This window comes from Sphingomonas abietis (genome assembly GCF_027625475.1).
GTDB lineage: Bacteria > Pseudomonadota > Alphaproteobacteria > Sphingomonadales > Sphingomonadaceae > Solisphingomonas > Solisphingomonas abietis.
This window is the reverse complement of record NZ_CP115174.1, coordinates 1,431,688-1,445,180: the sequence shown is the minus strand read 5'-3', so window position 1 is coordinate 1,445,180 and position 13,493 is coordinate 1,431,688. Positions and strand designations below refer to the sequence as shown.

General features: G+C 61.5%; 10 protein-coding genes, 1 tRNA gene and 1 pseudogene. 6 read left to right on the top strand and 6 right to left on the bottom strand.

Annotated features, from left to right (window positions below):
- Positions 1 to 44: 44 nt before the first annotated feature.
- Positions 45 to 1,340 (top strand): annotated as a pseudogene (locus PBT88_RS06945) (NRAMP family divalent metal transporter).
- A gap of 284 nt (positions 1,341 to 1,624) precedes the next feature.
- On the top strand, positions 1,625 to 4,228 hold the full coding sequence (locus PBT88_RS06940; RefSeq protein WP_270078480.1) for a sensor domain-containing phosphodiesterase: 2,604 nt from the start codon (positions 1,625 to 1,627) through the stop codon (positions 4,226 to 4,228).
- A gap of 197 nt (positions 4,229 to 4,425) precedes the next feature.
- Here the strand turns inward: PBT88_RS06940 and PBT88_RS06935 are convergent, their stop codons facing one another.
- From PBT88_RS06935 to PBT88_RS06925, 3 genes are all read right to left on the bottom strand, one after another.
- Entirely contained in the window at positions 4,426 to 5,046 is a 621-nt protein-coding gene (locus tag PBT88_RS06935) for a hypothetical protein (protein ID WP_270078479.1), read from the bottom strand.
- A 24-nt stretch (positions 5,047 to 5,070) separates the two neighbouring features.
- The gene (locus PBT88_RS06930; protein ID WP_270078478.1) at positions 5,071 to 5,364 is read right to left on the bottom strand and encodes a hypothetical protein; all 294 of its coding nucleotides are present in this window, start codon (positions 5,362 to 5,364) and stop codon (positions 5,071 to 5,073) included.
- Positions 5,365 to 5,458: 94 nt separating this feature from the next.
- On the bottom strand, positions 5,459 to 6,052 hold the full coding sequence (locus tag PBT88_RS06925; RefSeq protein ID WP_270078477.1) for an RNA polymerase sigma factor: 594 nt from the start codon (positions 6,050 to 6,052) through the stop codon (positions 5,459 to 5,461).
- A gap of 201 nt (positions 6,053 to 6,253) precedes the next feature.
- Here PBT88_RS06925 and PBT88_RS06920 point away from each other — a divergent pair, with 201 nt between their 5' ends.
- The 4 genes from PBT88_RS06920 (at position 6,254) to PBT88_RS06905 (ending at position 9,503) form a co-directional block, all read left to right on the top strand.
- On the top strand, positions 6,254 to 7,498 hold the full coding sequence (locus tag PBT88_RS06920) for a glycosyltransferase family 4 protein (protein ID WP_270078476.1): 1,245 nt from the start codon (positions 6,254 to 6,256) through the stop codon (positions 7,496 to 7,498).
- Positions 7,499 to 7,568: 70 nt separating this feature from the next.
- Positions 7,569 to 8,102 carry a PilZ domain-containing protein gene (locus PBT88_RS06915; RefSeq protein WP_270078475.1) on the top strand — a complete coding sequence of 178 codons (534 nt, stop codon included), beginning with the start codon at positions 7,569 to 7,571 and terminating at the stop codon, positions 8,100 to 8,102.
- Between the two features lie 214 nt (positions 8,103 to 8,316).
- Positions 8,317 to 8,412, top strand: a tRNA-OTHER gene (locus PBT88_RS06910).
- A 167-nt stretch (positions 8,413 to 8,579) separates the two neighbouring features.
- Entirely contained in the window at positions 8,580 to 9,503 is a 924-nt protein-coding gene (locus PBT88_RS06905) for a hypothetical protein (RefSeq protein WP_270078474.1), read from the top strand.
- On the opposite strand, the gene PBT88_RS06900 is transcribed toward PBT88_RS06905, so the two are convergent.
- The 3 genes from PBT88_RS06900 to PBT88_RS06890 all read right to left on the bottom strand — a co-directional run bounded on the left by PBT88_RS06900 (position 9,500) and on the right by PBT88_RS06890 (position 13,260).
- The gene (locus tag PBT88_RS06900; protein WP_270078473.1) at positions 9,500 to 9,901 is read right to left on the bottom strand and encodes a hypothetical protein; all 402 of its coding nucleotides are present in this window, start codon (positions 9,899 to 9,901) and stop codon (positions 9,500 to 9,502) included. The two genes, PBT88_RS06905 and PBT88_RS06900, sit on opposite strands and share 4 nt — an antisense overlap.
- Positions 9,902 to 10,096: 195 nt before the next feature.
- Positions 10,097 to 10,432 carry a hypothetical protein gene (locus tag PBT88_RS06895; protein WP_270078472.1) on the bottom strand — a complete coding sequence of 112 codons (336 nt, stop codon included), beginning with the start codon at positions 10,430 to 10,432 and terminating at the stop codon, positions 10,097 to 10,099.
- A gap of 59 nt (positions 10,433 to 10,491) precedes the next feature.
- Complete coding sequence (locus tag PBT88_RS06890) at positions 10,492 to 13,260, bottom strand: TonB-dependent receptor plug domain-containing protein (RefSeq protein WP_270078471.1); 2,769 nt, start codon at positions 13,258 to 13,260, stop codon at positions 10,492 to 10,494.
- Positions 13,261 to 13,493: the final 233 nt, after the last annotated feature.

Sequence of the window (13,493 nt, the reverse complement as noted above, 5' to 3'; positions counted from 1 at the left end):
GTCGTAGACCCACATAGCCCGCGGCCGCATGCTGGAGACCTGAATTGAACGGTGATTTGGCGCCCAACCGCCCCGAGGACGTAAAGCAGCCCGAGCGGCCGAAGCTCCTTGAGGTACTGGGCCCAGGCCTCATCACCGGCGCCTCGGACGACGATCCCAGCGGGATCGCCACCTATTCCCAGATCGGCGCGCAATTCGGCTACGATCTCGGCTGGACCCTGCTGTTCAGCTGGCCGCTGATGTGCGCCATTCAGGAGATCAGCGCGCGTATCGGCCGCGTGACGGGACGCGGCATCGCCGGCAACTTCAAGCGGCACTTCCCGGCGCCGCTGGTCTATGCCGTCATCGGCCTGCTTGTCATCGCCAACGTGATCAATCTGGGCGCCGACCTCGGCGCCATGGCAGCGTCGCTCCAGCTGCTGATCGGCGGCCCGATGCTGCCTGATGTGGCGCTGTTTGCGATCGTCTCGGTCCTGCTCGAGGCATTCGTTCGCTATTCTCGCTATGTCTCGGTGCTCAAATGGCTCGCGCTGACTTTGCTTGCCTACGTCGCCGTGGCCTTCGTCGTGCATATGCCGTGGGGCACGGTCGCGCATCACCTAATCATCCCGCGCGTCCAGTGAAACGCCGGTTACCTGACAGCCGTCGTCGCGATCCTCGGCACCACGATCAGCCCATATCTTTTCTTCTGGCAGGCGGAGGAAGAGGTCGAGGAGGTCAAGGAGCGCGCGCATGCCCGCCCGCTTGCGCGCGCCCCCGAGCAGGCGGTGGCCGAGTTTCGCCGGATCGGCTGGGACACGCGGATCGGCATGGCGATCTCCAATACGGTCGCCTTGTTCATCGTGCTCACCACCGCCGCAACGCTGAACGCGCATGGCGTGACCGACATCCAGACCTCTTCGCAGGCCGCACAGGCGTTGCGCCCGATCGCAGGCCCGTTCGTTTTTTTGATATTCGGCTTGGGCATCATCGGCACCGGCGTGCTCGCCTTGCCGGTGCTCGGCAGCTCAGCCGCCTATGCAGTCGGCGAACTCGCCGGATGGCATGTCGGCCTCGCCCGCAAGGTGAAGCGCGCCAAGGCCTTCTACGCCACCCTCGCCCTGGCGCCCCTCGTCGGCGCAATCCTGAACTTCACCCCGATCGATCCGATCAAGGCACTGTTCTGGAGCGCGGTTGTAAACGGCGTCGCCGCGGTTCCCGTCATGGTCATGATGATGCTTCTCACCACCCGCGGCGATGCGATGGGCGAGTTCCAGCTTCATGGCGGGCTCAAGATCGTCGGATGGGCGGCAACATTGGTGATGGCGCTGGCGGCGATCGGCATGTTCGCAACCTGGTGATGGGCGATATCGGTCGCGGGAAAGAATGCTCCTCTTTGACACACTCAGCCCGACGGCCAGCATGGATGGTATCAAATGCATCGGCGGCTTCAGACGTGCGCGCGAAGATGTAATGATGGCGGGCCGCCGACAGATAAGGTTTGTAGGACTGGCCTCGATTGGTGCAGGACGGTAACGATAGCAGGTGACATTTGCTTCCGTCTCCGCTTCATCAGCGATCCGCTTGCTTCCGACGAGGCTGCAGTGTCAACCCTTTCGCAATAGTCCTCCCTTACGCTTGGCCGATGTCCGATCCCGCTTCGCCTTTCGATGCCGCTGCCGAACGCGAGCGAAGCATCGCGCTCGCGAAGCTCGGCATATTCGACACGCCGCCGGACGCCGAGTTTGACGACATCGCCCGCCTGGCGGCCATGGTGCTTGACGTCGAAAGTACCGCAGTCACATTGCTCGATGATAATCGGCAATGGTTCAAGGCGCGACACGGCATTCCCTTTGCCGAAACTCCGCGCGAGATATCGTTCTGCATTCACGCAGCGGCTGCATCTGAGGTGCTCATCGTACCTGATGCATCGAAGGACGAACGGTTCAGCGCCAATCCGCTCGTGACATGTGAAGGCGGAATCCGCTTCTACGCAGGCTTTCCCCTGATTCTTGCATCCGGACATTGCGCTGGAACCCTATGCGCATTTGACCCCTCGCCCCGTTTTGGTCTCACCGAAGACCAGCGCGCTCTTCTGATCGATCTCGCGAAGATTGCCACACGTCTGCTGGAGAGCCACGCGGAACGGCGCATGGGACAGATCGCAGCCCGGGTGGTGCAGACGACCGCCGATGCCGTGCTGTGCGTCAATGACGAAGGTCTTGTCACCTTCTGGTCGCGCGGCGCGGAAACGATGTTCGGCTATGGTGCCGACGTCATGCTCGGCCGCTCCTTCAGGAAGATCGTGCCGCAGCCGCCAGGCGACGATGGATCAGGGGCCTCCGTTCTCTCCGTGTTCGAGGCGTTGGCCGGCAGCACCGTCGAGCTCGGTGCGGTCGGTGCAGACGGAGAGGAGTTTCCCGTCGAACTGTCGCTTACCCGGTGGAGAGACGGGAAACCGGCCGGCGACTTCGCCGCCATCGTCCGCGACGTCAGTCAACGGCGGCAGATGGAGCGCGAACGGAGGCACGAACGAGAGTTCCTCGATGCGATCATCACAAACCTGCCTGCGATGCTCTTCGTCAAGGATGCCGTCACCCGCGAATATCTTCTGGTCAACCGCGCCGGCGAGAATCTCATCGGGCTGACGGCAGACGAGATCGTCGGCCATACCGACAAGGAGCTCTTCCCCGAATATGGCGACGGCTACGAACGTCGCGACACCGAAGCGTTCAGCGCCGCGACCCCACGCAGCTTCGAAAGCATTTTCGTTCGCGATGACGGAACCGCGGTTCATCTCCGCACCCGCAGGATCGTCGTGGATGGCCCTACCCGCAGCCGGCAGTACATCCTCGGCATGTCGGAAGACATGACGCAGGTCCGCAAGGCCGAAGCCGAGGTCATGCGGTTGGCGCATTTTGACACGGTCACCGGCCTGCTCAACCGCGGCAACTTCATGGACCGGCTCGAGCGGTTGATCGAAGCTGGCGTGCCGATCGTCCTCCTCGGCATCGACCTCGACCGCTTCAAGACGGTCAATGACCAGTTCGGGCATCTGCTGGGAGACGAGGTGCTTGCCCAGGTCGGTGATCGCCTGCGAGCCCTGGTGGAGCCGAGCGACATCGTGGCACGGGTCGGAGGAGACGAATTCGCCGTCATCCTCATGACCAAAAACCCCGAACTTCGGGCCGGATCTGTAGCACAGGCCGTCGTTGCCAGCCTCGCCCAACCCTTCGTCACCGACCGCGCCACGGCTTATATCGGTGGTAGCGTCGGAATGGCGCTGGCCCCCGATGACGCCACCACGTTGCGCGAGCTTCGCCATTGCGTTGATCTGGCGCTGTATCGCGCCAAGGCGGAGGGTCGCGGCACTGTGTGCACCTTCAGCCGCGACATGGACGCGCAGGCACGTGACCGACAGGCGCTCGAAGCCGACCTGCGCGCGGCGATGTCCGCCAACGAGATCTATCTCGTCTATCAACCCATCCTCGCTGCCGAAAACGGCCAGATCACCAGCGTGGAGGCCCTTGCACGCTGGGCACATCCAACCCGAGGGCAGATCGGGCCAGACGTGTTCATTCCTCTCGCAGAGGAATGCGGCTTTATCACCCAATTGGGCGAGCAACTGCTTCACCGGGCATGCACGGATGCGCTTGGGTGGCCATCCCACATTCGCGTCGCCGTCAACCTGTCGCCCCTCCAAATCCAGGCCGGCCGGCTCTCTGCGACGATCCGCGAGGTTCTGGATCAGACGGGCCTGCCCGCTGACCGACTGCAACTCGAGGTGACCGAAGGTCTCGTCATCCGCGACGTTGAACGAACCTTCATCGAACTCGAGCGGCTACGGGCACTTGGAATACAGATTCTCATGGACGACTTTGGTGTCGGCTACTCGTCACTGAGCTACTTCGAACGTTTCAGGTTCGACAAGGTCAAGATCGACAAATCCTTCGTGTCCAATCTCTCGCCATCTCAATCCTCGAAAGCGATCATCAAGGCCGTAATTGGCCTGGGGCGCGATCTTGGAATGGGAATCGTCGCCGAAGGTGTCGAGACGCGCGAGCAGATGGAAGAGCTCGTTCGTCTGGGATGCACCCATTTCCAGGGCTTTCTGTTCAGCGAGCCACTTGGAGCCTCGATGATAGCGGGGTTCTCGCAGACTTTCCCGAAAGCGGTGGGCCGCTCGAACGCAGCGCGGCGGGTTCGCCAGAGTGCCCGCTATCGCCTTGCCCATGCCGCTAGCAATTGATGCAGACGCCTTCACGGGGACGGAACTGCAGGCTGACCCAGCTGCGGATTTGACCGCCATAGTCGCTATAACATGTATAATGATTATCGTCGCAACAACCGCGGCGTCCTGAACGGTGATCGCCGCTGATTATCAAGCTCGAACGGCGGCGAACCGAAGCGCGAGGGGCGGCGTGCACGTGCATACCGCCCATATCGTCAATAGCGAGTGGTCACGCCGTATCCCGAGCGTTCACGCTCGATTTCATCAGCGGTGTACGCCGGAGCCGTTTCGTCGAAACGGCTCCAGCCCGTCTTGCGATAGGCAGCGCCGCGGGTGGCGGCATCCACGGAGTTGCTGCGATCGAGAACTGCCTCGGCCCGGGCGATGTCTTCGTCTGCGACCTTGGCGCTCACCAGCGTCCCGCCACGACGAACGCCTTCGGAATAGACGTCGGCTTCCTCGTCAGTATGACCGGCGTTTTTAAGCGCGCCTACTATGCTCCCGGTGGCGGCACCGCCCACGGCACCGATGCCCGCACCTACGGCTGTGGCTGCGAGCCAGCCTGCCGCCACGATCGGACCAAGACCAGGGATGGCGAGCAGCCCGAGCCCGGCAAGCAGGCCGCCAGCACCACCGAGGACGGCGCCCGCCGAGGTGCCACGGCTAACATCACCATGGTCGTTGACGCCATCATGGTCGACTCCGCGATGCTCGCCGTGGACGTTATTCGCGACGATGCTGATATCGCTGTGCGGGATGCCGAGTGCTTCCAGCTCGCGTACGGCCCCGGTTGCGTCGGAATAATTGTCGAACAGGCGTGTAATGGTCTTGGACATTAGTATTCTCCGTGAGCGACAGGATCAATGGGTGGTGACGTTGCCCTTGTAGTCGAGCGCAACGTTGACCTTTTCGCCGTCCTTGATAGCCGTACCCTGCCACACGCCATTCTCGTTCTTCGCGAGTTTGCTCACGTTGGAATAGCCCGCCTTTGCAATACGACCCTGCGCCTGGGATTCGGTGAACGAATTGTGGCCTTTGGCTGCGGGCTGCGTCGTGGTTACCGTTGGATCTTTCACCGCCGGATTGTGCGATCCCGCATGGGCGCCCGTGGTTGCGAGCATCGCGGCCACCGCCGCCGTCATATACATCTTCATGATTTCTTCCTCTCTGGATCGGCCCAACGTTTCCGGACAGGAATAGTCTCAAAAACGGGGCGGCTATGTCCGGCATACCATCTGAGGAAGAGGGTTATCCGATCAGCACGCCTTTCCAGCTCCGGGACTTCCGGGCCGGCGGCAGCTTTGCCTTTGGCGCTCGGTAGGGTTGCGCATCGGGATCGGCAACCAGCTCGCGGAGATGCACCCGTCCCCTGGCGATCCGGCTCTTGAATGTCCCTTCCGGGATCGCAAGCTCCATCGCGGCATCTTCGATCGGCACACCCTTCGCCGCGAGCATCACCGCGTCACGGTGGTCGGGACTCAACCGGCCGAGAGCCCAATCGATGTCGCGCAGATCCAGCGCGAAATGATGGCCGCCCTCGGCGCCCGGCATGCGATCGAAGGCCTCCTCGGGCAGATCGGCATGGAAGCGGTCCCGGCGGCGACTCGACAGGAAGCTGTTGCGCATGACCACCCGGCTCCAGGCTCCGAAGTTGCTGCCTGGTCGAAAGCGATGCCGGGCCGACCAGCATCGCAGCATGGTCTCCTGGACGAGATCTTCTGCATCAGCGGCGTTTCCAGCCAGACGCCGTGCATAGCACTTGAGCGACCGCGCATGCCGATCGAGGGCTTCAGCGAAGGCGCCATCGGCGTACGCTGTTATGCCGACGCATTCGTGATACATGGTCAGTTGATACCCTGTTGCAGACGTGGTCTCATACGACAGCTTCGTGGCGTGAAGCAGCCTTACCGGCTTTCACGCAAAATTTTTCTGCTAACCCCATGAGCAATACGCTGACCTAATCTACATCAACGGATAATATTTGTGTGCGGGGCGTTGAAAGAAGAAGCCTGGATGCCGAGGGCTCTCTATCGGGGAACCCGAATGCGCATCGCGATCATCGCACATCTCAAATATGCGATCAGCGAGCCTTTCGCCGGTGGTCTTGAAATGCACACGCATATGCTGGCGAAGAGCTTGCGTCGCCGGGGCCACGAGATCGTTTTGTTTGCAGCGACGCGATCCGATCCGAGCCTGGGTGTCGAAGCGCTCTGTGATGAGACTTCGCTGCTGGAAACCGGGATCGCCGAAGCGAACGACGTCGCCTTCTTTCGGGAGCATCATGCCTATCTGAAGCTGATGACCGAGCTCCGGAAGCGCCCCTTCAACGTGATCCACAACAATTCGCTGCATTATCTGCCGGTCAGCATGGCCGAGACGATCGCGACGCCGATCCTGACCACGCTGCACACGCCGCCCTTCTGCTGGTTGGAGAGCGCCGTGCGCCTGAGACACGGCCCTTCGCGCTATTGCGCGGTCTCCGCCGCGACCGCGCGCATGTGGTCGCACGTCGCGACGATCGACGACATCGTTCCCAACGGGATCGACCTCGGCCAATTTCCATTCCGTAACGAGGCGGACCCGGAGCCCTATCTCGTCTGGTACGGCCGGATCGTTCCGGAAAAGGGGCTCGACCTCGCGATCGACGCGGCGCGGATCGCCGGGATGCCGCTCAGGATCGCGGGCCCGATCTCGAACCCGGATTATTATGAGGCTACGATCGCCCCGCGCCTCGGCCCGGACGTGACGCATGTCGGCCATCTTTCCCATGCGCGCCTCGCAACGCTCGTGGGCGGCGCACAAGCCGCGCTCTGCACGCCGCGATGGGACGAACCCTATGGCCTGATGGTGGCAGAGGCGCTGGCTTGCGGCACGCCGGTGGTCGCCATCCGGCTTGGCGGCATCCCTAGCATCCTCAATGAGCGTTGCGGCATTCTGGTCGAACCCGACGATGGTGCCGCGCTGGGCCGCGCGATCGGCCGGGCGATCCATCTAGACCGTGCATCGTGCCGGAGACGCGCCGAGACGAGCTGCGATGCCGAGCGCATGGTGAACGCCTATGAGGCGATCTACGCCGACATGATGGCGGCGAGGCTCACCGTCCCATCCCCGAGTGCAACGCAGACCGTGCGCGAGGAGCCGGCGCTGCGCGCGCCGGTGCCGCGGCTGGCTTCGGCTACCAGTTCTGACGCTGATGTGGGGCGGCACACGATTTGCCTTCTCGCCGCCCTGCCCGACCGCCAGTCGGCAGTACGCTTTTTCCGTTCGTGCGTTGATGCTGCGAAATGAATGACAGTTCGCCGACGGCCTACTCGAACCGTCGCGGTCTAGATGTGTCGTCGATAAGAGGTTTCGAACCGTGCTGGAAATCTTTCAAACGAAATTCCGACCGCGCGAAACGCGAAGACCGGTGCATATCCCATCGCGGATGCGGTCTGGCGCCGAATGGATGGACGTGTGTATCCGCAATGTCTCGTCGCGGGGACTTCTCGTCGAATCCGAGAGCCCGCCGGCACCAGGCACCTACGTGGATCTACGGCGCGGATCGCAGATCGTGATCGGACGGGTGGTGTGGCGAAATGATCGCCTGTTCGGGGTCCGGGCCCAGGATCGCATCGAGATCGACGCGCTCATCAAAGAGCCGCGGCTTGCCCGACCGGCAGCAAAACTCGAAACCACCGCCAATCCCGAACGCAGGAGCAAATCTCGTGCAGACACGGACCAGAACGTCGCGCGACGCCTAGAACGCAGCCGGCAGTTGTCGTCGGCGATCCAGTTCGCCCTCATCGCTGTGGCCGGCATCTCTGCATCCGCCATCATCGCGGCAGAGGTTTACAACTTGCTGAAACATCCGATCGCCGAAATAGATGCCGCCTTATCATCGACTAGGTGAGAGGCGAGTTCCCCCGACCAATATTCGCGAGCGCAATGACTGACCGCGGCGCGCCAACCGGACCCGAAATTTACACGCCTCGAATAATCTTTGATTCGTTAAGCTCCGCGCGGCCTATCTCCTGAACCGGCCGTGTGATGTAGGTGAATTTGTGACCAAGAGTACGATAGAGGACGCGATAAGAGAGCAGCTGACGCTATAACGTCTTGTACACGGATGCATTTAGGTTATTGATAATTAATAATATTACTGGCCGTTGCTCAGCCTCTTAATCAGCGGGTCCTTGGTTCGAGCCCAAGTGCGTCCACCAAAATCTTCAATAAAATCTGTGAGTTAGGTGACGGCAGCGAAAGCGCCGGAACCTAGCTCGATCTTATAGGGTCCGCATAGGTTCCACGATACAATGGCGCGCCGGGCTTGCGCTGATCGTGGGAGGCGGCAACCTGTCCTCATGGAAAAGCAGTCCCCAATTCCATCATGAGGCAACATCGCGGCATTGCTCTTCTTGCTGGCGGCATCGCGTTATCGTTCAGCGCGGGCATAGTGATCGACCGCGCATTGCCCGAACGAGCTAGCACCATGCCGACGTTCGAATCGCGGGCGGCGACAGCGAGCGGGCCCGTAATCGAGACAAAACCCTGTGCCGGGCCTCAGGATCACGATCGCTCAGAATTATGCGCGCAGTGGCGATCCACATTGGCCGCTGAGCAATCTGCAAGCTGGAGCGCGTCGAGCTTTTGGCTCGCCCTATTCGGCTCAGTCGTAGGTTTCATGACCCTCCTCGCCGCCGTCATTGCCGCGCTATATACCGGGCAAGCGGCTCGCTACGCCGGCGAGGCGGCTGAACACGCGAAAACGGGAGCAGACGAGGCGAAGCGATCGGCAGATATCGCCGCGAACGCCACCCGAGCATGGGTCGTTTGTGATGAAATCGTGTTGGATGGACCAATCGTCTTTCGACACATAGAGGGGCTCGGCGATCGTTACGAAATGAACGGCAAGGTGGTGATCCGCAATACGGGATCTGCCCTCGCGAAGAGCGTCATGACCATGGTCGACATCATGGAGAATGGCGGGAATATGGAAGAGTTTTGGGATCAGCATCCTGAAAAGAGCATGGCGCGCTATGAAGCGCATAAGATGCCTTGGCCGCTGGGCGTTACGCTCGCGCCGAATACACCGGTGGGCCTAAGCTTCGGATGGGGCGGTCCCGCACCATTTGCCCCGCCTATCGAAAAAGCGAGAGCCGGCACGTTCTACTTCATCGGGTACATCCGCTATCGCGATCATCACGACCGCGACGCCTACACGCGTTTCGCATTTCAGCCCGACGGCGACAGCGTAAAGTCGTGGGATGGAAAAAGCATCGTGCCGGCAGGAGCTTTTGGCGAAGCAACTTAGGTGAGGGCGTGCTTTGCCAATTCCTCTGCGCCCGCGACCGTTGCCGCCGAAAGTGCCTTTCCGACAAATCCGCCAGCGCGGCTTAATAGTCCCGTCACCCACGATTTTGGCGCGCCGCCGCCGCGCACGGCGCTGGCCGCATTGCGAAGCTCCTTTATCATTTGCATCTCGTCGTCACTGCGACCGCCGGCATTGGTCACACTCACATAGTTGCCATAGACCGGCCCGCTCCCGCCTCCGGCATTGGTAACGCTTACCTTCATACCGATCACTGGGCCGCCGCCTGCCACGTTCGTGACACAGATCTTTTGTCCGATGATCGGAGCGGGGTTCGCCTCGATAGCCGCCGCAATCTTCTCCAACGCTCCGGCTAGCCGGTCGAAATCCGAATCGCTCATGCCATGCTCTCCCTGTGAGCAAGGCTAAATCGTTAGCCCGGTGAATCAACCGGGCGGAAATGCCGGCGGAGTGAAGGCGCCATGGTGAGATAATCGCGACTTAAAGCCGTGATGTTCAGGACACGTAGTAGAGCGACCACCTCTTCGATCGATGGCACATCGTGCGGATCGAAAAGATAGTGCAACTCATCAGGGCTATGGCGGCGCTGCAAGGCATCGGCCACTCGCTCCATTTTGCGACATGACGCTGGCGATGCTCTTCGAGACGTCAGTGAAGAGCGATATCCCGTTGAGCTTCGAGGCAACGCGCGTGTCCTGCTGAAGCCACTTCTCGACCATCGTGCCCGAGCGGTACGGGTCGCCTAGCTCGACGAGGCTGGCCAACCGACTCTGAAGCACACGATCCGTTACCTGCCCGGCAAGCTGCGCTTCCTTCACCGAAAGCTTGATGCCCTTCATGTTGGTGACGAGCGCCGGCACGCCCTCCGACATGAAGCGGCCGCCCCCGCCGGCCGTGACCAGCACGGCCACCGATCGCGGCCTAAGTAACGCCGGCGGCTCTGATAAGAGCCACCGGCGACTATAAGCGATCAGAAGCCGAAATTAGCCCCGATCTTGAAATAACGCCCGATAACGCCGGCATTCGACCATGCCGGGTTATAGTTCACCCCACCATAGGTGTTGGGGTCGAACGGCGCCTTGGCATTGCCGACATTGTAGACGTCGCCGAACAGCGAGAACTTGTCGGTGACCGCGTAGGAGACGACCATGTCCACGTCGATGAAATGCTTGACATGGCACTGTTCCGACACGGAATTGCCGTCCGCATCGGTCGTCGTCGCGATGGCGGCGGAGCAGGCAGAAGCGCCCGGTTCGATCGTCTGATAATCGTCCGCCGTACCGCGATAGCCGCTCGTGTAATAGGCCGTCGCCGTCAGCGTCCACTTGTTCACCGACAGGGTGTTCTGCCAGTTGGCACGCCAGCGCGGCGTGCCGGATGCCGAAGTCGTGTCATATGGCCCGACGGTGCCGGCGAAATGCTGCACGCCATCTGCCGTGCGGATATTATATTTCTGGATCCAGGTCGCATCCAGCGAACTGAAGAAGCGGATATTCGGCGCGATCCGGTAGTTGACGCTCGCCGCCAGATCGAGACCCGACGTCACCAGAGAATTGGCGTTCTCATAAGGGCTGTTGATGATCTCGATCGTGCGGGTGGCGTTGGGATTGGCCGGATCGACCGAATTCTGGACGATGCTATAGCCGGCCGGCAAAGCCGTGCCATTATAATAATCGTCCATGGCTTCGCCGGAGAGCGGACCGGCGACGATCACATTGTTCTTCTTGATGCGATAATAGTCGGCACTCAGGCTCAACCAGCGCGTCGGCTCCAGCACGACGCCGCCGGTGAAGCTCGTCGAGGTCTCAGGCTTCAGGTTCGGATTGCCCGCGGTGTTGAGACCCAGCGAATAAGGCTGCACATAGCCGTTATTGCCATGTTCGGCGATCACGCTGGCCGGCGGGGTCGCGGTGGTGAAGCCCAGCACGGAGCCCTGCGTTTCGGGAATGCTCGGCGCACGGAACCCCTTGGAGAAGGTGCCCCGAAGGATCACGGAATGAACAGGCGTGATCTTGACGCCGACCTTCGGCGAGAAATGGCTGAACCCTTCCGAATAATGGTCGTAGCGGCCCGACGCATTGACATCGAGTTGCTTCAGGATCGGCGCATCGAGTTCGAAGGCACCGGACTCGTTATAACGATGTCCGGCCGCATTGAAGGAATTGATGCCGGCTGCTTCACCCGCACCGGTCGGATCCTCGTTAGGATCGTTGATCCCTTCATAATGCACCTGGCCGCTGACCGCGAGCTGAAGCGGGCCGCCCGGCAGATCATAGAGGCTCTTGGTGATCGTGCCCTGGATCTGCCACAGCTCGGACGTCGCCTTGGCGTGGATATTGGGTGCCAAGGCATTCAGTTCGGCCTGGGAATTCTGCGACGGATCGATGAAATTGTACGAACCCGTCTCGACCGCGTTGATCAGCGCCGCATAGTTCAGATTGCCGCGCAGCGTGCTGTCGACCTGACTGTGCATGTAGGTGCCGGCCACGTCATAATGCCAGCCGTCGCCGAACGTGCCGTTGATCCCGGCCGCGACATGCGCCGTGCGGCTCGTCTCGGTTTCGTTGTTCGGAATGCCGCCGAACGCATATTTGACCAACGCGGATTCACGCTGCCCGGTCGCCGGATCGATGATGTTGGCGTAGGGATCCTGCGGATTGACGGAGCCATTGGCCAGAATGGCCGGAAGCACGAGATTCTGGATCGAGATCGGATTGATGATCGAGGTGCCGGCCGGGCCGCCGTAGCTCGGGATGAACTCGCGATTCTGGTAATAGGTGCCCATGATGTAGGCCTGGGCACGGTCGCCGACATTCACGGTCAACCGGGCGGTGCCGCCGATCCGCGTCTGGCTCGGCTGGATCGCGCGATACTGGTTGGTGATATCCTGCGTGCAATAGGTGCCGCCACCGGCATTCGAGAAGTTGGTGCCCGCACCGCAGCCAGCCGGATTGAGGATCATCGGGTTGGTGCCGCTGATCTGCTGGCCACTCAACACATCACCGGGGGTCGCCATCGTCGCCGGCACCACGACGGCACTGGTGGTGGCGCCGCTCAGCACGTCGAAGCCACCGCCGTTGACGTTGCCGTTGACGTCCGGAGACTTGCCGTCGTCGGCGAGCTTCGAGCTCAGGTTGCTGGTGTTGTACGGGAAGCCGCGATCGCGATTGTAGAGGATCGCATCATGCTGATATTCGCCGCTGACGTAGAAATTGAAGCCCTGGCTGGCGAGATCGCCATAGCCGCCGGTCAGCGTGAAGCGCTGGTGCCCATCATCCTTGTGCTGCGAGATGCCCCCCTCGGCCGTGCCGGAGATGCCGGTGATCTGCTTCTTCATGATGTAGTTGACGACGCCGGCGATCGCATCCGCGCCATAGGTGGCGGAAGCACCATCCTTCAGCACCTCGACCCGATCGATCACCGCGCTGGGAATGGTGTTGAGATCAACGAAGCTCCGGGCACCATCGTCGGCCAGCGGGAAATCGGCCAGCCGCATGCCGTCCTGCAGGACGAGCGTGGAGTCGGTGGTCAGGCCGCGCAGAGACACGCCGGTGGCCCCTGCCGCGAACGCGCCATTGGCGCTGAACGAGCTGGGCAAGCCACCGCCGCCGGCTGCGGCCAGCGACATCACCGCGTCTGCCGCGGTGGTGATGCCACGCTGCTGCATCTGGGTGGAGGTGAGGACGGTCACGGGCGATGGCGTATCGAGATCCTTGCGACGGAATACCGATCCCGTCACGACGATTTCCTGGTTGAGATTGGGAGCCGTTGCAGGCGGCGTTGCCGGCTTAGCAGCACTCGCATTCGCGGCCGCTGGATCGGCTGCCGGAATCGCGGCGGGTGCCGTATCCTGGGCTTGGGCGGCCTGCAGGCCAAACGCTCCGACGAGCGTGCTCGCCAAAAGATATACGCGGAAGCTACTCTGGTTCATACTGAAACCCCTTGTCACACGGCTGCTATACTCGCGGCCTA